The organism is Paenarthrobacter sp. CAP02, from assembly GCF_040137855.1.
In the GTDB taxonomy this organism is placed as follows: Bacteria; Actinomycetota; Actinomycetes; order Actinomycetales; family Micrococcaceae; genus Arthrobacter.
On the sequence record NZ_JBEEII010000007.1, the window covers coordinates 26,996 to 52,692 of the forward strand.

Annotated in this window: 28 protein-coding genes; 14 read left to right on the forward strand and 14 right to left on the reverse strand. The window is 61.6% G+C overall.

Annotated elements, in window-relative coordinates:
- Positions 1 to 37 precede the first annotated feature (37 nt).
- The 3 genes from ABHM97_RS13285 to glmS are packed head-to-tail and all read right to left on the reverse strand — an operon-like array spanning position 38 to position 3,866.
- Positions 38 to 1,615 carry an NAD(P)H-hydrate epimerase gene (locus ABHM97_RS13285; RefSeq protein ID WP_349471120.1) on the reverse strand — a complete coding sequence of 526 codons (1,578 nt, stop codon included), beginning with the start codon at positions 1,613 to 1,615 and terminating at the stop codon, positions 38 to 40.
- 18 nt (positions 1,616 to 1,633) lie between these two features.
- The gene (locus tag ABHM97_RS13290) at positions 1,634 to 1,981 is read right to left on the reverse strand and encodes a holo-ACP synthase (protein WP_235517100.1); all 348 of its coding nucleotides are present in this window, start codon (positions 1,979 to 1,981) and stop codon (positions 1,634 to 1,636) included.
- Between the two features lie 4 nt (positions 1,982 to 1,985).
- The gene (gene glmS / locus ABHM97_RS13295; protein WP_235517101.1) at positions 1,986 to 3,866 is read right to left on the reverse strand and encodes a glutamine--fructose-6-phosphate transaminase (isomerizing); all 1,881 of its coding nucleotides are present in this window, start codon (positions 3,864 to 3,866) and stop codon (positions 1,986 to 1,988) included.
- 139 nt (positions 3,867 to 4,005) lie between these two features.
- Between glmS and coaA the strand changes: the two genes are divergently transcribed.
- Positions 4,006 to 4,977, forward strand: a complete 972-nt coding sequence (gene coaA, locus ABHM97_RS13300) for a type I pantothenate kinase (RefSeq protein WP_211711187.1) — start codon at positions 4,006 to 4,008, stop codon at positions 4,975 to 4,977.
- A 64-nt stretch (positions 4,978 to 5,041) separates the two neighbouring features.
- The gene (locus tag ABHM97_RS13305; RefSeq protein ID WP_349471231.1) at positions 5,042 to 5,824 is read left to right on the forward strand and encodes a M15 family metallopeptidase; all 783 of its coding nucleotides are present in this window, start codon (positions 5,042 to 5,044) and stop codon (positions 5,822 to 5,824) included.
- A 65-nt stretch (positions 5,825 to 5,889) separates the two neighbouring features.
- Here ABHM97_RS13305 and glmM read toward each other — a convergent pair whose 3' ends face one another.
- The 3 genes from glmM to rplM form a co-directional block, all read right to left on the reverse strand.
- A complete protein-coding gene (gene glmM, locus ABHM97_RS13310) occupies positions 5,890 to 7,254 on the reverse strand; it encodes a phosphoglucosamine mutase (RefSeq protein WP_257371251.1) in 1,365 nt (454 codons plus the stop codon).
- 149 nt (positions 7,255 to 7,403) lie between these two features.
- Positions 7,404 to 7,913, reverse strand: coding sequence for a 30S ribosomal protein S9 (gene rpsI / locus ABHM97_RS13315; RefSeq protein ID WP_235517104.1), 510 nt, complete (start codon positions 7,911 to 7,913; stop codon positions 7,404 to 7,406).
- 38 nt (positions 7,914 to 7,951) lie between these two features.
- Positions 7,952 to 8,395: a 50S ribosomal protein L13 gene (gene rplM / locus ABHM97_RS13320; protein WP_011775554.1), complete on the reverse strand. Its 444-nt coding sequence runs from the start codon at positions 8,393 to 8,395 to the stop codon at positions 7,952 to 7,954.
- Positions 8,396 to 8,682: 287 nt separating this feature from the next.
- On the opposite strand from rplM, the gene ABHM97_RS13325 reads away from it, so the two are divergent.
- From ABHM97_RS13325 to ABHM97_RS13365, 9 genes are all read left to right on the forward strand, one after another.
- Positions 8,683 to 9,327 carry a prepilin peptidase gene (locus ABHM97_RS13325; protein WP_349471121.1) on the forward strand — a complete coding sequence of 215 codons (645 nt, stop codon included), beginning with the start codon at positions 8,683 to 8,685 and terminating at the stop codon, positions 9,325 to 9,327.
- Between the two features lie 323 nt (positions 9,328 to 9,650).
- Positions 9,651 to 9,845 (forward strand): Flp family type IVb pilin, encoded by a 195-nt coding sequence (locus tag ABHM97_RS13330; RefSeq protein ID WP_349471122.1) that lies wholly within the window; start codon positions 9,651 to 9,653, stop codon positions 9,843 to 9,845.
- Between the two features lie 95 nt (positions 9,846 to 9,940).
- Positions 9,941 to 10,348, forward strand: coding sequence for a TadE/TadG family type IV pilus assembly protein (locus ABHM97_RS13335; RefSeq protein WP_257371257.1), 408 nt, complete (start codon positions 9,941 to 9,943; stop codon positions 10,346 to 10,348).
- 71 nt (positions 10,349 to 10,419) lie between these two features.
- Complete coding sequence (locus tag ABHM97_RS13340) at positions 10,420 to 11,382, forward strand: pilus assembly protein TadG-related protein (RefSeq protein ID WP_349471123.1); 963 nt, start codon at positions 10,420 to 10,422, stop codon at positions 11,380 to 11,382.
- Positions 11,383 to 11,435: 53 nt separating this feature from the next.
- A complete protein-coding gene (gene cpaB / locus ABHM97_RS13345; RefSeq protein ID WP_349471124.1) occupies positions 11,436 to 12,203 on the forward strand; it encodes a Flp pilus assembly protein CpaB in 768 nt (255 codons plus the stop codon).
- A complete protein-coding gene (locus ABHM97_RS13350) occupies positions 12,200 to 13,399 on the forward strand; it encodes a CpaE/TadZ family protein (RefSeq protein WP_349471125.1) in 1,200 nt (399 codons plus the stop codon). Before cpaB ends, ABHM97_RS13350 begins: the two co-directional genes overlap by 4 nt.
- Positions 13,396 to 14,838: a TadA family conjugal transfer-associated ATPase gene (locus ABHM97_RS13355; RefSeq protein WP_349471126.1), complete on the forward strand. Its 1,443-nt coding sequence runs from the start codon at positions 13,396 to 13,398 to the stop codon at positions 14,836 to 14,838. The genes ABHM97_RS13350 and ABHM97_RS13355 overlap by 4 nt, the downstream gene beginning before the upstream one ends.
- A 2-nt stretch (positions 14,839 to 14,840) precedes the next feature.
- On the forward strand, positions 14,841 to 15,779 hold the full coding sequence (locus tag ABHM97_RS13360) for a type II secretion system F family protein (RefSeq protein ID WP_257371265.1): 939 nt from the start codon (positions 14,841 to 14,843) through the stop codon (positions 15,777 to 15,779).
- Between the two features lie 10 nt (positions 15,780 to 15,789).
- Complete coding sequence (locus tag ABHM97_RS13365; RefSeq protein ID WP_349471127.1) at positions 15,790 to 16,668, forward strand: type II secretion system F family protein; 879 nt, start codon at positions 15,790 to 15,792, stop codon at positions 16,666 to 16,668.
- A gap of 123 nt (positions 16,669 to 16,791) precedes the next feature.
- On the opposite strand, the gene ABHM97_RS13370 is transcribed toward ABHM97_RS13365, so the two are convergent.
- The 8 genes from ABHM97_RS13370 to ABHM97_RS13405 all read right to left on the reverse strand — a co-directional run bounded on the left by ABHM97_RS13370 (position 16,792) and on the right by ABHM97_RS13405 (position 22,139).
- Positions 16,792 to 17,682 carry a tRNA pseudouridine synthase A gene (locus ABHM97_RS13370; RefSeq protein WP_349471128.1) on the reverse strand — a complete coding sequence of 297 codons (891 nt, stop codon included), beginning with the start codon at positions 17,680 to 17,682 and terminating at the stop codon, positions 16,792 to 16,794.
- 32 nt (positions 17,683 to 17,714) lie between these two features.
- Positions 17,715 to 18,275, reverse strand: coding sequence for a 50S ribosomal protein L17 (rplQ, locus tag ABHM97_RS13375; protein WP_349471129.1), 561 nt, complete (start codon positions 18,273 to 18,275; stop codon positions 17,715 to 17,717).
- A gap of 66 nt (positions 18,276 to 18,341) precedes the next feature.
- Complete coding sequence (locus ABHM97_RS13380; protein WP_011775567.1) at positions 18,342 to 19,352, reverse strand: DNA-directed RNA polymerase subunit alpha; 1,011 nt, start codon at positions 19,350 to 19,352, stop codon at positions 18,342 to 18,344.
- A 147-nt stretch (positions 19,353 to 19,499) separates the two neighbouring features.
- Entirely contained in the window at positions 19,500 to 19,901 is a 402-nt protein-coding gene (gene rpsK, locus ABHM97_RS13385) for a 30S ribosomal protein S11 (RefSeq protein WP_014922380.1), read from the reverse strand.
- A 51-nt stretch (positions 19,902 to 19,952) separates the two neighbouring features.
- Positions 19,953 to 20,330, reverse strand: coding sequence for a 30S ribosomal protein S13 (gene rpsM, locus ABHM97_RS13390; RefSeq protein ID WP_011775569.1), 378 nt, complete (start codon positions 20,328 to 20,330; stop codon positions 19,953 to 19,955).
- 196 nt (positions 20,331 to 20,526) lie between these two features.
- Complete coding sequence (gene rpmJ, locus ABHM97_RS13395) at positions 20,527 to 20,640, reverse strand: 50S ribosomal protein L36 (RefSeq protein ID WP_011775570.1); 114 nt, start codon at positions 20,638 to 20,640, stop codon at positions 20,527 to 20,529.
- 70 nt (positions 20,641 to 20,710) lie between these two features.
- Positions 20,711 to 20,932, reverse strand: a complete 222-nt coding sequence (gene infA, locus ABHM97_RS13400; RefSeq protein WP_011775571.1) for a translation initiation factor IF-1 — start codon at positions 20,930 to 20,932, stop codon at positions 20,711 to 20,713.
- Between the two features lie 193 nt (positions 20,933 to 21,125).
- Positions 21,126 to 22,139: a P1 family peptidase gene (locus ABHM97_RS13405; RefSeq protein ID WP_349471130.1), complete on the reverse strand. Its 1,014-nt coding sequence runs from the start codon at positions 22,137 to 22,139 to the stop codon at positions 21,126 to 21,128.
- A gap of 241 nt (positions 22,140 to 22,380) precedes the next feature.
- Between ABHM97_RS13405 and ABHM97_RS13410 the strand changes: the two genes are divergently transcribed.
- Genes ABHM97_RS13410 through ABHM97_RS13420 form a run of 3 tightly spaced genes read left to right on the forward strand, consistent with a single transcriptional unit; the run spans position 22,381 to position 25,672 of the window.
- Positions 22,381 to 23,370, forward strand: a complete 990-nt coding sequence (locus ABHM97_RS13410) for a carbohydrate ABC transporter permease (RefSeq protein WP_349471131.1) — start codon at positions 22,381 to 22,383, stop codon at positions 23,368 to 23,370.
- Complete coding sequence (locus ABHM97_RS13415; protein WP_349471132.1) at positions 23,367 to 24,275, forward strand: carbohydrate ABC transporter permease; 909 nt, start codon at positions 23,367 to 23,369, stop codon at positions 24,273 to 24,275. The genes ABHM97_RS13410 and ABHM97_RS13415 overlap by 4 nt, the downstream gene beginning before the upstream one ends.
- A gap of 50 nt (positions 24,276 to 24,325) precedes the next feature.
- A complete protein-coding gene (locus ABHM97_RS13420) occupies positions 24,326 to 25,672 on the forward strand; it encodes an ABC transporter substrate-binding protein (protein WP_349471133.1) in 1,347 nt (448 codons plus the stop codon).
- The last annotated feature ends 25 nt before the right edge of the window (positions 25,673 to 25,697 follow it).

Consider the following 25,697-nt stretch of genomic DNA (forward strand, 5'->3'; position numbering starts at 1 on the left):
TGCAAGACTACAGAGAACCCCGACAACGACAGTAACCTTAGGGTCTTGTGTGGTCGTATTCCGCGCTGAGCGAACCAATGACGGCTGGAACGGCGTTCATGATCGCTGAGGCTGTAATGGGTCCACCGTCAAAAATGGCAGATGCGTTGGCTCCTGCCCTGCCATGGATGCTCGCCGCCACGGCCGCCACAGCAGCCCAGCGGTCGGCTTGGTCCAGGCCCAAGGCGGCATATGCGCCGTCGTCGTCCCTGATCTCTTCGGCGGACTGCGCCACCAAGGCACCCAAAACGCCGGCCAGGACATCACCGCTCCCCGCGGTGGCCATCCGCGCCGCGCCCTCCGATTGACTGAAAACAACGCCCGACGGCGTGGCCACCAGTGTGGTGGCACCCTTCAGCAGCACCGTGGCGCCGGTCAGTTCGGCGGCCAGCCGTCCGAAATGCAGTGGGCGGGCTTCCACGTCGTCGCGGGTCACTGCGATCTCACCCATGGCCGGAAGTGAATCGAGCAGGGAGGCCAGCTCCCCCGCGTGCGGTGTCAGGATCCAATGTGGCGGACAACGGTCCGGCAGGACGCCCAGCGCTCCGGCATCAACCACCACGGGCAATCCGGCTTCCATGGCTTTCTTCGCCGCGTCCCCGGCGCGCCGCAGTTGTTCATCCCCATCCACCCCTGGCCCCAGCACCCAGGCCTGGACGCGACCAGGATCGCCGGACTCCCACAAGGCCTCAGGGGTCAGGGCCAGCACAGCCTTCGCTGCGGTGTCCGGGCCCAGGTAGCGCACCATGCCCACACCGGAAAGTGCTGCAGCGTGGACACTCAGGACGGCGGCACCAGCGAACCGGGCAGACCCTGCCACCACCCCAAGGACACCACGTGAGTACTTGTGCGCGCGGCGATCCGGTGTCGGAAGCAGGCGTCCGAGGTCGCCGGCAGTGAGGCGTCGCAGCTCCGGGCTCACGGAACCAAGCCCGGATTCGATGCCGATTGGCACCAGTTCAACCCGACCCGCACAGCCCTCCCCCGGGTCAGTCATCAGGCCGGCCTTGATGCCGCCGAAAGTGACCGTCACGTCCGCATCCAGCACGGGCCAGTGGACTTCCCCTGTAGCTGCGTCCAGTCCACTGGGAAGGTCGCAGGCTACTACCAGGGAGGGGCGCAGTTCCTGCAAGGCAGCAACCAGCTCGGCTGCAGCCCCACGCAAGCCTCCACGGGCCCCCGTACCAAGCAGGGCATCGATGACTGCATCGTCGCCGGCGCACATGACGGCGAGTTCCTCGGCGTTCCCGGGCTCCAGGCGCAGGGTCCGACCACCGGCGGCGGTAAAAGCAGCCAGTGCCCCGGGATGGACTTCCGGGGCGGCGAGGACCGCCGTCGTGCGCATTCCGCGACCGGCAAGGAAGGCTGCGGCGAAAAGACCGTCTCCACCGTTGTTTCCCTTGCCTGCAAGGACCGTGACGCTGGCGCCGCTCAGCTTGCGTTTCCTTTTGACCTGCCGGACTACCTCTTGCGCCAGCCCGTAGGCTGCCCGCTGCATAAGAACAGCGCCCTCACCGGAGTCCAGGAGCGGTTGTTCCGCATCCCTGATCTGTTGTCCGGTGAAGGCGCTGATCATTGTTCTGTTATGCCTGCCCTAGCCCTCGGCAATAACGGTGGCCGTAGCGATGCCGCCGTCGTGGCTGATGGACAAGTGCCAGCGCTTGACGCCTTTGGCCTCAGCCACGGCAAGTACCGTGCCCTTGACCTGAACGGTAGGCCCGTTTTCGTCCAGCCCGATCCAGCAGTCCTGCCAGTTCATTCCCGCAGGCGCGCCGAGCACCTTGGCCACGGCTTCCTTGGCCGCGAACCGGGCAGCCAAAGAGCGGGTGTTGAGCTCGCGTTCCGCGGGAACAAACAACCGGTCCCGGAGGCCGGGGGTCCGCTCCAGCTGCTTGCCGAACCGTTCGATGTCTACGACGTCTACGCCAATGCCAACAATCATGCCGTTATTCTACGGTCACGCTCTTGGCGAGGTTACGCGGCTGGTCGACGTCGTAACCCTTGGCACCGGCAAGTTCAGCGGCAAAGATCTGCAGCGGAACCGTGGTGAGCAGCGGCATCAACAGGGTGGGCGTCTCAGGAACGTAGAACACCTGCTCTGCGTAGTCCTTGACCGACTCGTCGCCTTCCTCGGCAATCACCAGGGTGCGGGCGCCACGTGCGCGGACTTCCTGGATGTTGCTGACGACCTTGGAGTGCAGGGAGTCTCGGCCACGCGGGGAAGGCACCACGACGAAGACGGGCTGGCCGTCGTCGATCAGGGCGATCGGGCCGTGCTTGAGCTCGCCGGCTGCGAAGCCTTCTGCGTGGATGTACGCAATTTCCTTGAGCTTCAAAGCACCTTCGAGGGCTACCGGGTAGCCGACGTGGCGGCCCAGGAACAAGACGGACTTTTCGTCCTTCATGCTGCGGGCGAGCTCGCGGAGGGGGCCTGCGTTGTCCAGGATGTGCTGGATCTTGGCCGGGATCTTGGACAGGTCCGCGAGGACGTCCTTGATCTGGCCGGAGAAGATGTTGCCGCGCAGCTGGGCCAGGTACAGGCCCAACAGGTAAGCGGCAGTGATCTGCGCCAGGAACGCCTTGGTGGACGCGACGGCGATCTCCGGGCCTGCGTGCGTGTAGAGCACGGCGTCGGATTCACGCGGGATGGTGGAACCGTTGGTGTTGCAGATGGAAATGGTCTTTGCGCCCTGTTCGCGGGCGTAGCGGACGGCCATCAGCGTATCCATGGTTTCGCCGGACTGGCTGATGGAGACCACCAGCGTGTTGGAATCGACGATCGGGTCGCGGTAACGGAACTCGTGTGCGAGCTCCACTTCCGTGGGGATGCGGCACCAGTTCTCGATCGCGTACTTGGCAACCAGGCCGGCGTAGGCCGCGGTGCCGCAAGCGAGGACGATGATCTTGTTGACCTGCTTAAGCAGCTCCGGGTCGATGCGGAGCTCATCCAGGGTCAGCTTGCCGTCAAGGTCCGAACGTCCTAGGAGGGTCTGCGCTACGGCGTCAGGCTGGTCGTGGATTTCCTTCTCCATGAAGGAGTTGAACCCACCCTTTTCTGCCGATGCCGGGTCCCAGTCAACGTGGTATTCCTTGCCTTCGGCCGGCGCGCCGAAGAAGTCGGTAATCTCCACCGAATCAGCCGAGATGGTGACGATCTGGTCCTGGCCCAGTTCCACGGCACGGCGGGTGTAGTCGATGAAGCCGGAAACGTCGGAGCCGAGGAAGTTCTCCCCCTCGCCCAGGCCTACGACCAGCGGGGAGTTGCGGCGGGCGGCCACGACGACGTCGGGCTGGTCCGCGTGGACGGCCAGGAGGGTGAAGGCACCCTCAAGGCGCTGGCAGGCGAGGCGCATGGCCTCGGTGAGGCTGCCGCCGTCGTTGAGTTGGGTACGGAAGATGTCGCCGATGAGCGCAGCCGCTACTTCGGTGTCGGTTTCCGATTCGAAGGTGACGCCCTTGCCGAGGAGCTCCTGCTTGAGCTCGGCGAAGTTTTCAATGATGCCGTTGTGAATCACGGCCAAGCGGCCGCCGTCGGAGAGGTGCGGGTGCGCGTTACGGTCGGTTGGTCCGCCGTGCGTCGCCCAGCGGGTGTGACCGATGCCGGTCAGGGACTCCGGGATGGGGTTTGCTTCGAGCTCGCCAATCAGGTTGCTCAGTTTTCCGGACTTCTTACGGGACGAGATGGTGCCGTCAGCCACCACTGCGACGCCGGCGGAGTCATAGCCGCGGTACTCAAGACGACGCAGCCCCTCCACAACGACGTCCAGGGCGCTGTGACCAGCTGCCTTACGGGACGAATTGCCAACATAGCCTACGATTCCACACATGGGCTCAAGCTTAGCGGCTCATGCAAACAACTGATGTGGGACGTCCCAGCTCTTAGGCTATATGACGAGAGCCAAGTCACTCGCAATTCACCCTACCGTCGTCGCGCATTTCCTGATCCGCCCCGCGGAGGGCAGAATCATGAGCGTGACTTTGCAACGCACCGAAGCTAATGGCGACGGCGCTTCCCCGTTTGTTGAGCTGGACCGCCAGACCTGGTCCAGGCTTGCAGCACAGATGGAGCAGCCCCTCAACGAAGAGGACATATTCCGTCTCCGGGGCCTCGGCGACCCCCTCGACATGAAGGAAGTCCGGGAGGTTTACCTCCCCCTTTCGCGGCTCCTCCACCTGTACGTGCAGGCCTCCCACCAACTCCACGCCGCCACCACCACGTTCCTGGGCGAGCAGACACAGCGCACTCCCTTCGTCATCGGCGTCGCAGGTTCCGTTGCCGTAGGCAAGTCGACCATCGCCCGCGTGCTCCGGGAAATGCTCAGGCGCTGGCCCGGTACGCCCAATGTGGAACTCATCACCACTGACGGCTTCCTCTACCCCCTGGCTGAGCTAAAACGGCGCCACCTGCTCGAACGCAAGGGTTTCCCCGAGTCCTACGACCGCCGCGGGCTCCTCCGCTTCGTTTCGGAGGTCAAGGGAGGTGCGGAGGAAGTCCGCGCGCCCTGGTACTCGCACGTCACGTACGACATCGTGCCCGGTAAGGAAGTCGTGGTCCGGCGTCCCGATGTCCTGATCGTCGAAGGCCTGAACGTCCTTGCACCGGCGCGCCCCCGCATGGACGGCAAACAGGGATTGGCCGTCAGCGATTTCTTCGACTTCTCCATCTATGTGGACGCCAAAACCTCATACATCGAGGAATGGTACGTGGACCGTTTCCGCAAGCTCCGCAGTACGGCTTTCGCGCAGCCCGAATCCTATTTCCACCGTTACGCCACGCTCTCCGACGACGACGCCGAATCGACGGCCCGCGGCATCTGGAAGCGAATCAACGAGCCGAACCTTGAGGAGAACGTGCTGCCTACCCGTGGACGGGCCCAACTGGTGCTCACCAAGGATGCAGACCACTCAATCCGCCGTATGCTCCTCCGGAAGGTCTAAGCCGTTGGCTACCCCACAACCAAGCCGCAGGGCCTTCACAGGCCTGCTAACGGCCGGCGCCGGGATGCTCGCACTGTCAGCCTGCACGCCGGATAACGCTACACCCCCCACCGCCGTGGCCGATGCCTCCACTGGATCTCCGAGCCCCACCGTGACGGCCACGTCCGCGTCGCCTGCCGTCGCCCCCACCGACGTCGCGGCAACTCCGCTACCCAGCGCCACGCCGTCGAGCGCTGCCGCCCCACGATTCTCCCTCACCGACCCCACCAGCCCCTGGGTGGTGGTGAACAAGCACCGGCCGCTGAACCCGCAGAACTTCGTGCCCGCGGATCTCGTGCAACCCAACATCCGGCTCGCCGTCAGCGGCGAAGCGTCATTGGTCAACAGCACGACGGCGGCTGCCGCAGAGAAGATGTTCGGCGCCGCAGCCGCGGAGGGCGTCATCATGACGTTGGCATCGGGATACCGCTCCTATACCACCCAAGTAGCCACCTACAACGGCTATGTCGCCAGCACGGGGCAAGCAGCCGCCGACCGCGCATCCGCCCGCCCCGGACACTCCGAACACCAAACAGGCTGGGCCTTCGACATCGGCGACGGTGGGGGCGCCTGCAGCTTCCAGCCGTGTTTCGCTGAACAGCCCGCCGCCGTGTGGGCCAAAGCCAACGCAAGCAAATTCGGCTTCGTGGTCAGGTACCCGTGGATGTTCCACGAAACCACCGGCTATTTCTACGAGTCCTGGCACCTGCGTTACGTCGGCGTGGAAGCGGCAACGGGTATGGAGGCACGCGGTATCGCCACCTTGGAGGAGTACTTCGGGCTCGAAGCGGCGCCGGACTACCTCTGAGTGTTTGTGTTTTAAAGAAGAATGGCCCGCTCCCCGATGAATCAGGGAGCGGGCCATTTCGTTTCTTAGACAGCCAATTCGCTGGAAGCGCCCAATCGTTCGCGGACAACAGCTGCAAGACCCGTACAGATCCGCTCAGCAGTTTCCATGTCGGCGGCCTCCACCATGACGCGCACCAGGGCTTCGGTACCGGACGGGCGAAGCAACACGCGGCCGGTTTCACCCAATGCGAGTTCCGCAGCGGCAACCGCAGCAGCAACGCCTTCATCGGTACCTGCACGGGCCTTGTCCACGCCCTTGACGTTGATCATGAGCTGCGGGAGCTTGGTCATCGCGGTGGCCAGTTCCTTGAGGCTGCGACCGGTCAGTGCCACCTGCGCTGCAAGCTGGAGGCCGGTCAGGACACCGTCGCCCGTAGTTGCGTAATCGGAGAAGATCACGTGGCCGGACTGCTCGCCACCGAGGTTGTAGCCGCCGTCGCGCATTCCTTCAAGCACGTAGCGGTCGCCCACTGCCGTTTCGAGGATGGTGATTCCGGCTTCGCGGAGGGCGATTTTGAGGCCAAGGTTGCTCATGACTGTGGCTACCAGGACGTTGTCCTTGAGCTTCCCTGAGTCCTTGAGGGCGAGGGCCAGGATCGCCATGATCTGGTCACCGTCCACCTCGTTGCCTTCGTGGTCCACTGCCAGGCAGCGGTCGGCGTCGCCGTCGTGCGCAATGCCGAGGTCAGCCCCGTGCTTTACAACAGCTTCCTTCAGCGGGCCCAGGTGAGTGGATCCGACGCCCTCGTTGATATTCAGGCCGTCCGGCTCAGCACCAATCACCACAACATCAGCACCAGCGTCCTTGAACACCTGCGGTGAGCACCCGCTGGCTGCACCGTGGGCGCAGTCGAGAACGACCTTCAAGCCGTCAAGGCGCTTGGGCAAGGTTCCAAGGAGGTGGACGATGTAACGGTCTTCGGCGTCGGAGAAACGCTGGATGCGTCCGACGTCGGCACCTACCGGGCGCTGCGGCTCCTGACCTAGCTGGGCCTCGATGGCGTCCTCGACGTCGTCGGGGAGCTTCTGGCCGCCACGGGCGAAGAACTTGATCCCGTTGTCGGGCGCGGGATTGTGGGAGGCCGAGAGCATGACCCCAAAGTCAGCGTCCAGGTCTGCAACCAGGTAAGCGGCGGCGGGGGTCGGCAGGACACCGGCGTCGTAGACGTCGATGCCGGAGCTGGAAAGCCCTGCTTCGACGGCCGCGGCGAGGAACTCACCGCTCGCCCTGGGGTCCCTGGCGACGACGGCGCGGGGCCGCTTGCCGTTGGTTGCGCGGTCATGGCCGAGTACGACGGCGGCGGCCTGGGCAAGCTGCATAGCCAGCTCAGCAGTAAGCAATCCGTTCGCGAGACCGCGCACGCCATCTGTTCCAAATAATCTAGACATCGGCTCAAGTTTAGACGACGACGGGACGCCATCAGTTCAGGGACGCATCGGAGAGTCACACTGGAACCCGAATCCAGGCGCCCGTGGGCCGCCTTAAACGGCGAAAGCCCGCCCCGCCACAGTGGCGGAACGGGCTTTCGTGCAGCGAATTAACGCTTGGAGTACTGCTGAGCCTTACGTGCCTTCTTGAGACCAGCCTTCTTGCGCTCGATGACGCGGGCGTCACGGCTCAAGTAACCGGCCTTCTTGAGGGTTGCGCGGTTGTTGTCGACGTCGATCTCGTTCAACGAGCGAGCAACACCGAGGCGCAGTGCACCGGCCTGGCCGGAGATGCCACCGCCGTGGATACGGGCGATGACGTCGTAGGCGCCTTCAAGGTCAAGGATCTTGAAGGGTTCGTTGACGTCCTGCTGGTGCAGCTTGTTCGGGAAGTAGTTTTCCAGCGTGCGGCCGTTGATGGTCCACTTGCCGGAGCCCGGTACGACGCGAACGCGTGCAACGGCTTCCTTGCGGCGGCCAACAGCTGCGCCGGCAACGGTCAGTGCCGGGCGCTCCTTCTTGGGAGCATCGTCAGCAGCGGCGCTGCTTTCAGAGGTGTAGCTGGTGAGGGTTTCCTCGGCCTCGACGGCTTCGGCGGTCAGTTCTTCGTTCTGAGCCACGGTTCTCCTTGTAATGAAAAGTTGGTTGGTGGCCAGGACTACTGGGCGACCTGGGTGATTTCGAAAGTCTTCGGCTGCTGTGCAGCGTGGGGGTGCTCCGGGCCTGCGTAGACCTTGAGCTTGCCCAGCTGCTGAGCTGCGAGGGAGTTCTTGGGGAGCATGCCCTTGATGGCCTTCTCAACAGCGCGAACCGGGTTGGATTCCAACAGTTCGGCGTAGTTGACGGAGGTCAGGCCGCCCGGGTAACCGGAGTGGCGGTATGCGCGCTTCTGCTCCAGCTTGGCGCCGGTGAGGGCAACCTTTTCAGCGTTGATGATGATGACGAAGTCGCCCATGTCCATGTGGGACGCAAAGGTCGGCTTGTGCTTTCCGCGCAGCAGTGTTGCGGTCTGGCTGGCAAGACGACCAAGGACAACGTCGGTGGCGTCAATGACGTGCCACTGGCGGTTGATATCGCCGGGCTTCGGGGTGTACGTACGCACGGTTTTGCCTCGTTCTTGTTCTGGCGTTCATGTTTTAGGCGACACGCAATAAGGCGTGTACCTACTATGTATGCGCTACCGGAGCAGAGGTGAGGGCTCTATGTACCAGTCATCCCAGGATCTCGAAATGCCTCAGGAGTTAGCGATCCTGCAACTGGATCCCCCAAAAGGCATGTGTCATCGAGATAGGACACGCACAACGACTCTAAACAATACCTTCAACGGGGCGCCCGGGTCAAAATGGGGTTACCGCACATGGGGGTACCTGTGTTAATGAGGGGGAACACGTGACCGATGGACTTGCCTTGCCGCTCCTGCTTGCCCTGTCCGGCATACTGCTGAGCCCACTGGCGGAGTCCCTCATCCACGCTTGGCTGCCGCGGCTTGGCGGACTCCCCTCCCCCAGGGTCCGGATCACGACGTCGGCCGTCACCGCCTTGCTGTTTGGCTTGCTCGCGTGGCGGTTCGGCTTCTCTGCCGAATTGCCGGCTTTCCTTTTTCTGGCGCTTTTTGGAGTACAGCTTTCCCGTATTGATTTCACGCTGCATTTGTTGCCGAACCCACTTGTCCTGAGCTTATTGGGTGGTGGTGCGGGCCTTCTGGCGGCCGCCGCAGCACTCACCCCTGCGTGGAACGAGCTGCTCCGGGCCCTTGCCGGAGGCGCCGTCCTGTTCGCCGGCTACCTGATTTTGGGACTTTTTTCGCCGGGAAGCATCGGAATGGGCGACGTGAAGCTTGCGGCCCCCCTCGGCCTGTACTTGGGTTACTTGGGTTGGGCCCAGGTACTCTACGGCGGACTGCTGGGATTCGTGGTGGGCGGGGTGCTCACGGTGCTGATGTTACGCCTGCGACGCGGGGAAAAGCCGAGGGAAACTGCTCATGGGCCAGCCATGGTCATCGCCGCCCTGGCCGTTGCCATGGTCATGGTTTAGCCCTACCTGAGTACACACTAATCAAGGTTGACTACCCTTTCGCAATTAGTAAGGCCACTGGCAAAACCAAGTAGTTTGAGCCCTTTGCACCCCAAAAACTGAGTACTTACGAGCTCGGCCGCGCCCCGCCAAGTAGAGCCCCCACCAGGAAATCGAGTACGGCTACGCATTGTCGCCGCCGCCATCCAGGGTGAATTCTTAGGACATCGAATTCCGAACCGCTAAAGGAAACATGGGGGTAGTTCGGAAGTCGAAGCAAATTCCGATAATTTGCTGGACCTATAACCTATTTTGCATTCACTTTTTCTGGGAAGGATTATCCAATGTCATCTCTTATGTTCACCATTACCTCGTACATCGCCGGCGTCAAGGACCGCTTCACCAAGGAGGAGAAGGGCGCCACGATGGTTGAATACGGCATCATGGTCGCCGCTATCGCCGTGGTGGTCGGCGGCGCAGCGTTCCTGCTTGGTGGCCGGGTTCTGGCCCTTTTCAACGGCATCACGTTGGCGCCGTAGCGAGTCAAGGGACGGTCGGTCGTGAGGCTGAAATGCCATCACGACCGGCCAACGCCCTTTAAGGCATCGTTCTTTCTGGCTCTGGGAGAATAACAATGAAAGCGAGAACCACGGAAAAAGGAGCAGTTGCCGTTGAAATGGCAATTGTCCTGCCCCTACTGCTGCTGATCCTTCTTGGCATCATGGAGTTTGGCCGTGCCTACAACGTCCAGGTGTCCCTCACCGAAGCGGCTCGTGAGGGTGCCCGGTATGCGGCGGTTCATTACAAAGAGGGCAGCCTCAATGTCACCGGCACGGCGCTGGCTGCGGCCCCGGGGCTCAACGGCCTGGGTGTGACTGTCACCAACAACGCCGCAAGCTGCGCACCCGGTTCAAACGTCACGGTGACCACCCGTGTTTCGCTTCGTTCCATGTCCGGTTTCCTGGACTCGGGCTTCTTTGGAGCTCCGGGCATCTTCCCGATCACCATGACAGGAGTGGGGGTCATGCGATGCGGCGGATAACTTGTTCGCCGGCAAATGCCCCTGCCGCCGGTGAACCCCCCTGCGAGGACAATCAGCGGGGTGCCGTCTCCGTGCTGGTTGCACTGATGATGGTGGTTCTGCTCGGTTTCGCGGCCCTCGCTGTGGATGTGGGCGCGGTCTATGCCGAGAAGGCCCAGCTCCAAAACGGCGCCGACGCTGCCGCTTTGGCTATCGCTACGGACTGTGCGGAAGGCACATGCGGAAGCAGCGCCGCCACCGGGAGTCAATTCGCCAACAGCAACGCGAACGACAACTCCAGCGGTGCCGTTGTCACATTCCCGGCCGCTACCAGAGTCCGCGTGGTAACCAACGCCCGGGATGCCCGAACCGGTGCCAACAGTTTCTCGTTAATGTTTGCCCGGGCGCTGGGCGTCCAAACTGCCCAGGTAGGGGCTACGGCCGAAGCCACATGGGGTTCGCCAACAAGCGCCACAACGCTCCCGTGGACCGCCAGCGAGTGCGTCTTCAAAAAGTACCTCTCACCCGCACAACTGGCATCCCTGAATTCGACTGGCAACTTCTCGGGCGACCCCATCCCTACACATGTGACCCTTCGGTACGACACGAATGCACCGGCCGTAGGGGGCTGCGTTGCACAGAACGGCTATCAGCCAGGAGGCTTTGGCTGGTTGGAGACCAACTCCGGGTGTTCGACTGACATCAGCATCAGCGCCGTCGTGATCGGTCAACCGGGAAACCACTTCCCGAATGGAAGTACCTGCAATTCCGTCCTGGCGCACATCATGGACGCGCCCGCGCTGATACCGCTCTTCAAAACGGCTGCTCAAAACGGCAGCAAGACCAAGTACACGTTAGTTGGTTTCGCCGCATTCCAGGTCACAGGCTACAAATTCGACGGCGGCCAAAAGCTGGACCCGGCGGCGCCCAGCTGCACCAACAATTGTCGAGCCATCCAAGGCTACTTCTCCCGTTTCGTATCTCTCGACGAGGGTTCTCAAGCAACGGGTGGCATTCCGAACTACGGAGCATCTGTTGTGACGCTCACCAAGTAGGCACCCAAGAGTGCCTGCTAATAACCACGCAAGAACCCGAAAGGAGCTACAAAGTGAAAACACGCCTACTGGGAGGCATAGCTGCACTGCTTCTGGCAGTCATTGGCACAGTCCTGCTGGTCACCTACGTTCAGGGAGCCGACAAACGTGCACAAGAGGGGCTCGATCCCGTAAGTGTCCTGGTGGTGAAGGAACGCATTCCTGCCGGCACCAAAGCGGAAGAGCTTCAGTCCAAAGTAAAAACCGAAACTTTGCCTCAATCAGCAGTCGCGCCCGGGTCAATAAGCGCTCTCGCCGATCAAACAGGCAAGGTCACCGCCGCTGACATGCAGCCCGGCGAACAACTCCTGGGAATGAAGCTGGTGAGTCCAAAGGATCTGGCACCTGGCACCGTGCCGGTCCCGGAAGGGCTGCAGGAGTCCACTTTCGTCCTTTCGCCCGAGCGCATCCTCGGGGGCCGTATCGAGGCCGGCGACACCGTCACGGTATACGCATCTTTCAAAGTGGATGACGCCGTAGCGGCTGGGGCAAATCTTCCAGCAAGTGTGACGGGCTGGAAGAACTTCACCAAGCTGCTTTACCACGATGTCCTGGTTACTGCAGTTCAACAAGCCGCCCCCGACGCTGAGAAGTCAGCGGGCACCGAAAAGGCGGTGGCACTGCCAAACGGATCCGCTTATGTAACTGTCGCCCTCAGCGACGCCAACGCTTCAAAGATGGTCTTTGGTGCGGAGTTCGGAACCTTATGGCTCTCGAAGCAAACTGAGAAGACCGCCAAGAGCGATCCCCCAACCACCACCTTTGGAGGGCTGCTCCAATGAGCCGATTCGTAGCCATCACCGCCGTCAGGGACTTTGAAGCCCGCGTACGCCAGGCCATCACTGGGGCCCTTCACGGCGACCTGCAAACACTCTCGCCCGATGTCTTGCACTCCGGCACAGACGGGATTTTCAAGCACCTGACCGGGGCACCACCTGAAGTCATGATCCTCGGCCCAGGAGTCAATCCGGACGATGCATTCAAGCTGGCCACAGTGATCGATCTGCAGTACCCGGAAATCAGCCTGCTGATGGTGGCAGAGCCGAGTGCGGACATCGTCTTGAAAGCCATGCATGCTGGCGTCAGGGATGTCGTAGCCCCGGACGCCGAAGTCAACGAGCTTCGCATCCTCCTGGAGCGTGCATGCCTGGCGTCCGCCAGTCGGCGGCGAGGAATGCAGCCCGCTGCGGACCCGGCTCAAGAAAAGGGGCGGGTCATAGCCGTCATGTCGCCCAAGGGCGGCGTGGGAAAAACAACTGTCGCCACCAATCTGGCCATAGGACTCGGGGCTCTGGCCCCAATGAGCGTGGTGATTGTGGACCTGGACCTGCAGTTCGGGGATGTCGCCTCCGGCCTGCTCTTGGAACCGGAGCACTCCATCACGGAGGCAGTTCACGGTGCAGCCGCTCAGGACTCCATGGTCCTCAAGGCGTTCCTGACCGTCCATCCGGCTGGCATCTACGCACTCTGCGCACCACAGAAGCCTTCCGAGTCGGACTACATCACAGCCGATCATGTGACCCGCCTCCTCAATCAGTTGGCCACGGAGTTCAAGTACGTCGTCGTGGATACGGCACCGGGCTTGGGCGAACACTGCCTCGCCACGCTGGAACTGGCCACCGACGGTGTCTGGGTCTGTGGGATGGATGTGCCAAGCATTCGGGGACTGCGAAAATGCTTCAGCGTATTGAAGGAACTACAACTCCTGCCGCAAGGCCGACACACTGTACTGAATTTTGCAGACAGAAAGAGTGGTCTTTCAGTCCAGGATGTTGAGGCCACCATCGGTGTCCCGATTGACACAGTGATTCCGCGGTCCCGGACCCTTCCGTACTCGACGAATCGGGGCGTACCGGTCCTTCAGGGAACGGCAAGGGACACGGCGATCAAGGGGCTGCGAAAGTTGGTTCAGCGTTTCGATCCGCGATTGGAATCGACACCGCAGAACAAGCTCCACCGCAGGGTGGTGGTGTCATGAAACTGTCCGAGAGGTTGACAAGGAATAATCCGCTTGCTGCGGCCAGCTTTACCGATTCGCACTCGCCCGAAAGCACCTTGGCTGGTGAGGGGACGGTAGCAACGCTGGCTTCGGGTCCTATCTTGGGTGGAACTCCGGCACTCCCCGCTGTTGATGCCTTGGCAGGCCTCAAGCAACGTGCGGCCTCGGCCCTTTTTGAAAGGATGGGGAACAGGACCGGTGACACCTCGTCCTCAGAAGAGGAACTGCGTTCTTTCGCTGTAGACGAGCTTTCAGCGGTCATCGACGACGAGCAGGTCCCTTTGTCACCCGAGGAACGGCGTCGCCTCATACGCGAAATAGCTGATGAAGTTATGGGCTTTGGGCCTCTTCAACGTCTGCTGGAGGACCCATCGGTTACTGAAGTGATGGTGAATGGATTCGACCAAATCTACGTGGAGCGGCATGGACATCTGGCCCTAACCGATCTGCAGTTCAGCTCCGATGCCCACCTTCGGAAAGTCATTGAGCGGATCGTCTCCAAGGTGGGTCGTCGAATTGACGAGTCTTCGCCACTTGTCGATGCCCGGTTGGAAGACGGATCCCGTGTCAACGCCATCATCCCTCCACTGGCAGTCAACGGTCCATCGCTGACAATCCGAAAGTTCAGCCATATCCCCATTACAGTACGGAACCTCATCGAGTGGGGCTCCGTAAGCCAGGAGATGGCGGAGCTTTTAAGCGCTTGCGTGCAGGCACGGCTCAACATCATTGTTTCGGGAGGCACTGGTACAGGTAAAACGACGTTGCTGAATGTCCTGTCGTCGTTCATCCCTGAGTCGGACCGCATTGTCACTATCGAGGATGCTGTAGAACTCCAACTGCAGCAACAACATGTGGTCCGATTGGAGAGCCGTCCACCGAACATCGAGGGAAAGGGTGCTATCAGCATCCGCGATCTCGTCCGAAACTCCCTCCGCATGCGTCCCGACCGCATCATCGTTGGCGAAGTGCGCGGCGGCGAATCTCTGGACATGCTGCAGGCAATGAATACGGGCCACGACGGATCGTTGTCCACAGTCCATGCCAACTCCCCCCGTGACGCCATAGCCCGTTTGGAGACCCTCGTACTGATGGCCGGCATGGACCTTCCCCTGCGTGCCGTCCGGGAACAAGTTTCCTCAGCAGTCGACCTTATTGTTCAGGTCACTCGACTGCGGGATGGCAGCCGCAGGGTAACTCACGTGACCGAGGTCCAGGGCATGGAAGGAGACGTTGTGACCTTGCAGGATGCTTTCCTCTTCGACTACTCGGCAGGCCTTGACGCCCAGGGACGCTTTCTGGGCAAAGCACTTCCCACTGGCATCCGGCCCAGGTTCCTTGACCGGTTTGTTGAGTTGGGAATTTCGGTTTCACCATCCACCTTCGGCGTAACGACATTGCCCCTAGGGAGGAGGTAGCCGTGGAGACTTGGGTGTTCTTTACAGCAATCGGCCTGTGCGTAGGCTCACTGATGCTGTTTGTGGTTGTGGTCCTGAAGCCGAAGAATGCGGCTATTCCGATTGAACGCCGGCGTATCGAAACAACGTTGGACCCTTCAGCCGTGGGACGTGTTTCCGAGTCGGCCGTCCGCTGGGTTGATGGCGCGATTGGCAAGTCCGGTGGGCCCTTTAACAGGGCCGTTCTGTACAACGCGGGGGTCAAACAGACCCCGGCTGACGTCACGGTGGTGGTTGGCATCGCCCTCCTGATCCTGGGAGGTTTCGGATGGCTGTTCATCAGCCCGATCATCGGCGTCCTTCTGGCGATTGCCGTCCCCTTCGGCGCCAGGTTCATACTGATCGCCAAAACGGCGAAGCGACGGGCCGCGTTTGAGGACCAACTAACGGACACCATTCAGATGTTGATCGGCGGACTCCGTGTGGGCCACAGCATCATGCGTTCGTTGGAAGCGGCAGCACGCGAAGCACAAGTGCCCACATCCGAAGAGCTGGCGCGGGTAGTCAACGAGGTCAGAATAGGCAAAGACCCCCGGCAGGCCCTCGAAGATGTTGCGACACGAATGCAAAGTGAAGACTTTCGATGGATTGGCCAGGCCGTCCAGATAAACCGCGAAGTGGGTGGCGACTTGGCAGAAGTCCTTGAACAGGTGTCAGGAACAATTCGCGAACGCAGCGAGATCAAGGGACACGTGCGGTCGCTCAGCGCAGAAGGCAAGATGTCTGCCCTGATCCTCATGGCACTGCCTGTTGTAGTGGCGCTTGCCGTAGCCGTCATGAATCCGACATATATGCGTCTCTTTGTAGACCACCCATTGGGAATAGCCATGACTGTCCTTAGCTGTCTGCTGTTCGTCGTCGGTGGTTTCTGGATGAGCCGCACCATAAAGATCAAATTCTAGGAGGCCCATCATGACTCCGCTTGCATGGCTTTTTATCGCACTCATTGTCACGCCGTTGGCGTACTTCGCCTGGTCCCTGGCATCGGTAGACCGGAAAGGGCTCGTGTCCATCCAGTCCAACCTTGGCTCCGGGTTCGGCCGCGGCGACGGGGCCAAGAACCAACGCTCCCCGTTCATGCTTGGAGCGGCCAAAAAGCTGATGCCCGGGAGCTACGAAGCCAAACTGGACCATTGGTTGGCCTTGGCTGGACGGCCCAGTTCCATGCCGCTCAGCAAGGTCATTGCTTTGAAACCATCGCTTGCCCTCATTGGCGCACTCTCGGGCGTCATGTTGGTTCTAGCCAGTGAGAACGGTGCAGCGTCGGTCTTCGGTATGTTCCTGGCTGTGCTCCTGTACTTCCTCCCGGATCTTCTGATCGTCAACATCGGGATCAAACGACAGGACGCCATCAAGCTGGAATTTCCCAACACCCTCGATCAGATGCTCATTTCAGTTGAGGCGGGGCTGGGTTTCGAGTCCGCCATGGAGAGGGCGTCGATTCACGGCGAAGGACCGCTCGCCGTGGAATTGGTCCGGACGCTCCAGGATATGCAGGTCGGACGACCACGGGGTGAGGCCTACGAGGCGTTGGCTGATCGCTGTGCTGTACCAGACGTTCGCAGCTTCGTCCTCGCCGTCATCCAAGCCGACAAGTACGGTATCGGCATCGCGAACGTCCTTCGTGCACAAGCCAAGCAAGCCCGAGTCAAGCGGCGGCAGAATGCGGAAGAGAAGGCCATGAAGCTCCCAGTGAAGGTGCTCTTCCCACTGCTGTTCTGCATTTTCCCGGTGCTGTTCATAGTCCTTCTGGGCCCTGCCGTCATCAAGATCATGCAAACCTTCAGCTGATCCTTCCCGCAGGGATATAGACCGGCACTTCGCGGATCCCAGACCACGGAGTGCCACAACGGCCCCCTTCCGGTACCCAGAGCCGGGAGGGGGTCCTCCAACGTCCGGGCCCCAACCAGCGAGCTACTCCCGGCGCGCCCGCGTCAGTTCAGCCCGGGCCAACAACTCGCTGTCCAAGGGGTAAGCGACCTCTTCCAGCACCAACGGGTGCGGGGCGGCAAGGACGGACTTAGCGTCGCGTTTTCGTTCCAGGAGCCTGGCATGCAGCCACTCGGGAGACTCCAGTCCCCCGCCCACCCTGAGGGCAGAACCAACCAGTGAGCGCACCATGTTGTGGCAGAAGGCGTCCGCCTGGACGGTCGCGACAATGACTCCGTCGCTCCCCCGTTCGAACGAGAACTTCTGCAATTCACGAACTGTGGTGGCACCCTCGCGGGGTTTGCAGTAGGACCTGAAATCCTGGAGTCCCAGCAGTGCCTGCACCCCGTGGTTCATCACGGAGACATCCACCGCAGACTTATGCCACAGGGTAATGCTTCGAAGGACGGGGTCCCACCGCTCCGGACCGTCGGCGATCCGATAGCTGTACCTGCGCCACAACGCAGAGAAGCGGGCGTCGAAACCTTCAGGTGCCAGGCCGGCGTCGTGCACCTCCACAGCGCCGGTCAGGTCGCCAAGAATCCGGCTCAACGCACCACGGAGACGACGCAAAAGCGCGACGGCGGGATCGAGTTCGTGCCCTCGCGGCAGTGCCAGCCACTCGGCTTCGGTCAGGTCCAGGTGAACTACCTGCCCACGGGCATGGACCCCGGCGTCAGTCCTGCCGGCAACCGTCACGCGGACGGGCCGCTGCAGCAGGAGCGTCAGAGCTTCCTCCAGCGAACCCTGCACCGTGCGAAGACCAGGCTGCAGCGCCCACCCGCTGAAGGGGCCGCCGTCGTACGAGAGATCCAGCCGGACACGCAAAAACCCGCCGCCCCCCATAACGGGGGCAGCGGGTTTTCGTTCGTTCATAGACTTAAGTCTACTGTGAAGAATTCAGTGAATTACTTCTTGTCCTCAGCGGCCGGAGCCTCTTCGGTTTCAGCAGCTTCAGCTTCAGTAGCCTCGGCCTCAGCAGCCGGAGCTTCTTCGGTTTCAGCAGCTTCGGTCTCTACGCCCTCTTCCTCGGCAGCCGGAGCTTCAGCAGCCGGAGCAGCCTTGGCAGCAGCGTTGGTTGCTTCCGCAACAACGGCCTGCTTCGGGGAAACCGGCTCGAGAACGAGCTCGATGACAGCCATGGGAGCGTTGTCGCCCTTGCGGTTGCCGATCTTGGTGATGCGGGTGTAGCCACCATCGCGGTTGGCAACGGCGCCGGCGATGTCGGTGAACAGCTCGTGGACAACGCCCTTGTCGCTGATCAGGCCGAGAACGCGGCGGCGGGAAGCGAGGTCGCCACGCTTGGCGAAGGTGACCAGACGCTCTGCGTACGGCTTGAGGCGCTTGGCCTTGGTAACCGTGGTGGTGATGCGCTTGTGCTCAAACAGAGCAGCTGCCAGGTTCGCGAGCATCAGGCGCTCGTGAGCCGGGCCGCCTCCGAGGCGCGGACCCTTAGTGGGGGTAGGCATAGTTATTTCTCCTGTTGTGTAAGCCGGTCAGGTCCATTGCTGGACCCGGCGGCCAAGATCTGCTGTTTAGAGCTCGTCGTCGCTGAACGCGGCGTCGTCCTCTTCGATGGCTGCGGCGCGGGCTGCGAGATCGAAACCGGGAGGGGAGTCCTTGAGGGACAGACCCAGTTCGACGAGCTTTGCCTTGACCTCGTCAATGGACTTCGCACCGAAGTTACGGATGTCCATCAGGTCAGCCTCGGAGCGGGCAACGAGTTCACCCACGGTGTGGATGCCCTCACGCTTGAGGCAGTTGTAGGAACGGACCGTGAGGTCCAGATCCTCGATCGGCAGAGCCATGTCGGCTGCCAGGGCAGCGTCCGTCGGCGACGGGCCAATCTCGATACCTTCAGCTGCGGTGTTCAGCTCACGGGCCAGACCGAACAGTTCCACCAGGGTGGTACCTGCGGAAGCAACAGCATCGCGGGGAGCGATTGCCTGCTTGGTCTCGACGTCGACAATGAGCTTGTCGAAGTCGGTGCGCTGCTCAACACGGGTAGCTTCCACGCGGAAAGTTACCTTCATGACCGGCGAGTAGATCGAGTCAACCGGAATACGGCCGATCTCGGAGTCGCCGGACTTGTTCTGAGCTGCCGAAACGTAGCCACGGCCGCGCTCGATGGTCAGTTCGAGTTCGAACTTGCCCTTCGAGTTCAGAGTGGCAATGTGCAGATCCGGGTTGTGGAATTCGACGCCGGCCGGCGGAGCGATGTCCGCGGCGGTGACGACTCCGGGGCCCTGCTTGCGCAGGTAAGCAACAACCGGCTCATCGTGCTCGGAGGAAACCGAAAGGTTCTTGATGTTCAGGATGATCTCGGTGACATCTTCCTTGACACCCGGAACCGTGGTGAACTCGTGCAGCACGCCATCGATCCGGATGCTGGTTACAGCGGCACCGGGGATGGAGGAGAGCAGGGTACGGCGGAGGGAGTTTCCGAGGGTGTAGCCGAAGCCCGGCTCCAGCGGTTCAATGATGAAACGGGAGCGGTTCTCGGATACAACTTCTTCGGACAGGGTGGGGCGCTGTGCAATGAGCACTTAGGTTTCCTTTCGGCGAGCATCCGCTATATGACGCAACACAGGTGGTGGAAATCGGCTTCGGTTTCCAGCCTGACCAGCCGGGCCATGCTTATGGATGGAAGACCATCCACAGCAGGCCCGGCCGGTCAGGCAGGGAAGACCTAATTAGACGCGGCGACGCTTCGGGGGGCGGCAACCGTTGTGGGCGCTGGGGGTGACGTCCTGGATGGAGCCAACCTCGAGGCCAGCGGCCTGAAGCGAACGGATTGCGGTTTCGCGTCCGGATCCCGGGCCCTTGACGAATACGTCAACCTTGCGCAGACCGTGCTCCTGAGCGCGCTTTGCAGCAGCTTCGGCAGCCATCTGGGCAGCGAACGGGGTGGACTTACGGGAGCCCTTGAAGCCAACCTCACCGGCGGAAGCCCATGAGATGACAGCACCGTTCGGGTCCGTGATGGACACGATGGTGTTGTTAAAGGTGCTCTTGATGTGCGCCTGGCCAAGCGCAATATTCTTCTTATCCTTGCGACGCGGCTTACGAACCGCTCCACGAGTCTTCGGGGGCATTGTTTCTCCTACAGAAAGTTATCGGGGGAAAACCAGGTCAATCCCGAGGGATTAACGTCCGGCCTTCTTCTTGCCGGCGACGGTGCGCTTCGGACCCTTGCGGGTACGTGCGTTGGTCTTCGTACGCTGTCCGCGTACGGGCAGGCCCTTGCGGTGGCGCAGGCCTTCGTAGCTGCCGATCTCAACCTTGCGGCGGATGTCAGCGGCTACCTCGCGGCGAAGGTCACCCTCAACCTTGTAGTTGCCTTCAATGTAGTCACGCAGCTGGACCAGCTCGGCGTCAGTCAGGTCCTTGACGCGAACGTCAGCGCTGATGCCGGTGGCAGCCAGGGTTTCGTGTGCACGGGTCTTGCCCACGCCGTAGATGTAAGTAAGCGCAATTTCCAACCGCTTTTCGCGGGGAATGTCTACGCCAGCGAGACGAGCCATAGTGGCGGTACTCCTTGAATAAACCGGAGGTCGTAGGCAGTACACCCACACGTTCCGTGTGGCCCCAGCCTCCGACCGGGGGTTCGCTGACCAGGCTCTGTAATGCAGTCCTGGCACAGCTTGTGCTGCCTTTATTTACTTGCGTGGGCTAGCAACCCAGGTTTGCCCTTGCGGGCGCTGATTCCCGGAAGGGGAATTAGCCCTGGCGCTGCTTGTGGCGCGGGTTCTCGCAGATCACCATGACCCGGCCGTTACGGCGGATCACTTTGCACTTGTCGCAGATCTGCTTGACGCTCGGCTTGACCTTCATGGCGTTCCTTTGCGTGTTTTGCAGTTGATCTGCTGGAGCGGCTTGGCACTATTGCCTGCCGCCCAGCAATTTACTTGTAGCGGTAGACGATACGACCACGTGTGAGGTCGTATGGGCTCAGCTCAACCACTACCCGGTCCTCGGGGAGGATTCGAATGTAGTGCTGTCGCATCTTCCCAGAGATGTGTGCGAGAACGACGTGCTTGTTGGTGAGCTCAACACGAAACATCGCGTTGGGCAGCGCCTCAGTCACAACGCCCTCGATCTCAATGACCCCGTCCTTCTTGGCCATATCCTCCGCTAACTGTTGTTTGCCACCGTCCTCCAGTAGGCACCGAAGGTCCAGCGGACGTTTTTTGTTTGCTTGGCTCCCTTGGAACCACGACACTAAAAGGGCGTGGCTGCACAGACAACCAACAAATAACTCTACGCCAATGGAGCCGGAAAGTTAAATCCGACAATGGTAGCGCACGTATCGCAGCCCGTCACTCCCCCGCCGGCCGATAGGCCGGGAAGTCACCCGCCGGCGTCGAGACGCTTTCCGCGGCCAGGACGCCGTCGAGAATCGCCAGCCGAACGGCTTCCGCCGCGGCGCTTTGGAGCGTAATCAGCGAGACTTGCCGCGCCTGTTCAGTACTGCGGTCAAGCCCGACGGCGCCAGTCGCCAACGCGAACACGGTGTCACCGTCAGCGAGGGTATGAGACGGATCCAGCGCCCGCGCAAGCCCGGCATGCCCGGCAGATGCGGTCCGCTTGCACTCGGCCACATCCAGCACGGCATTCGTAGCGATCACGACGAGTGTAGTGTTCAGGCCCGGCTGTTCTGCCTGCGCTGGCTGGTCCTCGGCCTGCGGGCCTGGAGCCCGGCCGCGCGCGTCTAAGGGAGGAACGACCGAGCGCGCAGAGGGCTGCAGGTCCGCAGGCCCAAACCGGGGCGAACCCAGCGCATTCACCACGGCGATGGCCCCTACAATCACGCCGCCGTCGAGTTCGATCGAGGACGTACCGATCCCGCCCTTGTACTGGCCGCGGGCTATGACGGCACCGGTACCGGCACCAACGTTTCCACGCCCGACGGCGGCATGGTCACCGGAGGCGAACGCTGCGGCAGCTGCCTGGTAGCCCATGTCGGCGTCGGGCCGTGCGTGTACGTCGCCACCACGCCCGAGGTCGAAGATCGCTGCGGCCGGAACAATTGGCACCACGGTTCCCGGGACGGCGAAGCCACGCCCCTGTTCTTCACACCAGCGTTGGGCGCCCGCCGCGGAGACCAGCCCGAAGGCGCTGCCACCGGTCAACACCACGGCATCAACGGTTGATACCAGTGTGGTGGGATCCAAAGCGTCGGTCTCGTGGGTCCCGGGCCCTCCACCGCGTACATCCACCGACCCCACGGTTCCGGGCGGCGGCAGCACCACGGTCACCCCGGACAGCCACCCATCCCCGGCCCTCTGCACATGCCCAACCTGTACGCCCGCAACATCGGTGATCGCATTCATGGCTCCATTCTCCACCGGCCTGGGCAACGCCTCGCCCTGGACTGGAACTGGGAGTTGAGCCTCAAATACGAACTTGCGGGGAACACCACGTAAACGGGTTGGGAAGTGTCAGACAACTATCACTCAGGGAAGCCTTTTTGGTCCCGACAGGCCACTTGGGTGTGGTGAGCTAGGCCTGTCTTCGCCGCCCCGGTCCGGGCGCTGGCGAACCCCCTCAATCACCCGAGAACGTTAGTGACCCATGACTGCCCCTTTGATTCACAAGAGCAGCACCGCGCCCGCGGACGGCCCGGACACAGCGGCCCCCGCCCCGCCGGTTGCCACGCCCGGGAGAAACCGGGAGAGACGGCGCTGGTCCGGCCGCAGCCGCAAGGACTTTGTTGTCTTCCTGGCCATGGCCCTTCCCAACCTGGTGCTGATTGGCACCTTCACGTACTGGCCGCTGATTAACAACATCTACTACTCCACGTTGGATTGGACGCTGGGATCCGCTTCAGCCACGGTTGTTGGGCTGCAGAACTACGTCACGTTCTTCACCGGCGATGACGCCTCGAAAGTCCTCGGCACCACGGCGGTCTTCACGCTTGTTACAGTGGGCGGCTCCATGGTCCTGGGCTTGCTTGTTTCCTTGGCGTTGAATGCGAAGGTTCGCGGCACCACGTTGGCCCGGTCCGCGGTGTTTGCGCCGTACGTGCTCTCCGGGGTGGGTGTCGGTTTGGTGTGGTTGTTCATCTTCGATCCCGGCTACGGTGTCCTGGCTTGGATCCTTCGTGGGCTCGGTCAGCAGAGCCCACAGTGGATCAACGACCCCCAGCTTTCGTTGGTGATGGTCATCATTGTCTACGTCTGGAAAAACCTGGGCTATTGCGCCGTGGTTTATCTGGCCGGGCTGCAGTCACTTCCGCGGGACGTGATGGAAGCCGCGGCCCTCGACGGGGCGAACGGTGTACGACGGTTCCTCAGCATTTCGTTGCCGTTGCTCTCCCCCACCACGTTCTTCCTGCTGATCACCACCATGCTGAGTTCGTTGCAGGCATTCGACCTGATCCGCATCATGACACCGCTGGGCAATGGCACCAGCACGTTGATCTACGAGGCCTACCTCCAGGCTTTCGGCGCCTACAACAGGGCGGGCTACTCCGCGGCGATCTCAGTGATCCTCTTCGCCATCCTGCTGATCATCACGGTCCTCCAACTGCGGTTCGTTGAGCGAAAGGTCCACTACTCATGAGCGCACCGTCACCAGCCGCCGTCGTCGTTTCCCAGCAGGACGCTGAGCCGGACCGTCGGCACAGGCCCTTGTCGCCTGCGAACCTTCTCCAGACAGTCGCCGCGGGCTACGTTCCGCTGATCGTCGCCACGCTGGTGGTGGCCCTGCCATTGCTGTGGATGCTGCTCAGCTCTTTCAAGCAACCGGGCGAAATCGTCACCATGGACCTGAAAATCCTGCCGGAGTCCTTGAACCTGGAGAACTATGCCACAGCCATGACGACGGTTCCGTTCGCCCAATTTTTCGCGAACAGCCTGATAGTCACAGTGGTTGGTTCCACCGTCAAAGTCATCCTGGCGATCCTGACCGCCTACGCCCTGGTGTTCGTGCGCTTTCCGTTCAAGAACGTCATCTTCGTCCTGATCCTGGTGGCCCTGATGGTTCCGGCGCAGGTTTCCATCCTGCCCAACTACATCCTCATTGCGGGCATGGGAGGCAAGAACACCCTGTGGGGCATCATCCTTCCGGGACTCGGCACTGCCTTTGGTACTTTCCTCCTTCGGCAGCACTTCCTGACCCTTCCGCCGTCGATCCTTGAAGCGGCCGAGATCGATGGCGCCGGCCATGGGCGACGCTTGTGGCAAATCATCGTGCCCGTGTCGGTACCGTCCATCGCGACCGTGGCATTGGTGACAGTGGTCAGCGAATGGAATGACTACATTTGGCCGCTCATCATCACCGATCGTCCAGAAACCATGACCCTGCCAGTGGGGCTCACCTTGTTGCAGAACTCCGAAAGCAACGGAGCAGGCTGGGGAATCCTCATGGCCGGGGCCGTCCTGGTGATCGTTCCGATCCTGCTGGTCTTCGCCGCACTCCAGCGCTACATCGTTGCCGGCCTGACGCAGGGAAGCGTCACCGGTTGATTCTCCCACCGCACCAATCGCATCGAAGTACGTTATTGAAAGGAAGCACCATGCGCACCAACCTTGACCGCCGACATTTCCTGGGACTTGCAGGCCTCGGAGCCGGAGCAGCGGCCCTCGCCGCATGTGGTGGACCCTCGACGGCGGGCACGGCAGACGCCGTCGACCCCGCAACGATCGACTTCAGCGGCGTGAAGCCTGCCGCCTCCATCGATTTCTGGACCAACCACCCGGGCAAGTCGCAGGACGTGGAAAAGGCCATCATCGACAAGTTCCACGCCAAGTTCCCTGACATCAAGGTCAACCTGGTCACGGCTGGGGCGAACTACGAAGAGATTGCCCAGAAGTTCCAGACGTCGCAGGCGGCCAAGACCGGGCTCCCCGGCTTGGTGGTCCTTTCCGACGTGTGGTGGTTCCGCTACTTCTCCAACGGCAGCATCATTCCCCTTGACGGACTCGTGAAGCAGCTGGACATCAAGATCGACGATTTCCAGAAGTCCCTCGTTGACGACTACAAGTACGACAACAAGCAGTGGGCCCTGCCCTACGGCCGGTCCACCCCGCTGTTCTACTACAACAAGGACCACTTCAAAGCCGCAGGACTTCCGGACCGTGCTCCTGCAACCTGGCAGGAATTCGCTGAGTGGGCACCCAAGCTGAAGGCAAGCTCCGGCGCCCAGTACGCCTACATCTACCCGGCGTTGGCTGGCTACGCCGGCTGGACCCTGCAGAACAACCTGTGGGGCTGGGGCGGAAGCTGGTCCAAGGACTGGGACATCACCTGCGACTCCAAGGAATCCGTGGCTGCCCTGCAGTGGGCGCAAGACTCCATTTACAAAGACGGATGGGCTGGCGTCTCGTCCAAGGAAGCTGCTGACGACTTCGCCGCCGGCCTTACCTCGTCGACCATCTCCTCCACCGGCTCCCTGTTGGGTGTCCTGAAGGCTGCCAAGTTCAACGTCGGCGTCGGGTTCCTCCCCGGCGGTCCCCAGGTTACCAGTGGCGTTTGCCCGACAGGAGGCGCGGGGCTGGGCATTCCGAGCGGGATCAGCAAGGAAGAGCAGTTGGCCGCTGCATCCTTCCTCAAGTTCATGACCGAACCCGAGAACACGGCTGCGTTCTCCGCTGCCACCGGCTACATGCCTACGCGGCTATCCGCGGACATGTCTACCGTCCTGGCCACCACGCCGCAGATCAAGATCGCCATGGACCAGCTCGCAGCCACCAAGGTCCAGGACAACGCAAGGGTCTTCCTTCCGGGTGCGGACCAGGAAATGGCCAAGTCTGCTGCGAAGATCCTCACGCAGCAGGGCGATGTGCAGGCCACCATGACGGAGCTGAAGAAGACGCTCGAGGGCATCTACACCAAGGACGTCAAGCCTAAACTGAAGGCATAAACTCCGCCGAGCATGAAGAGAGCCG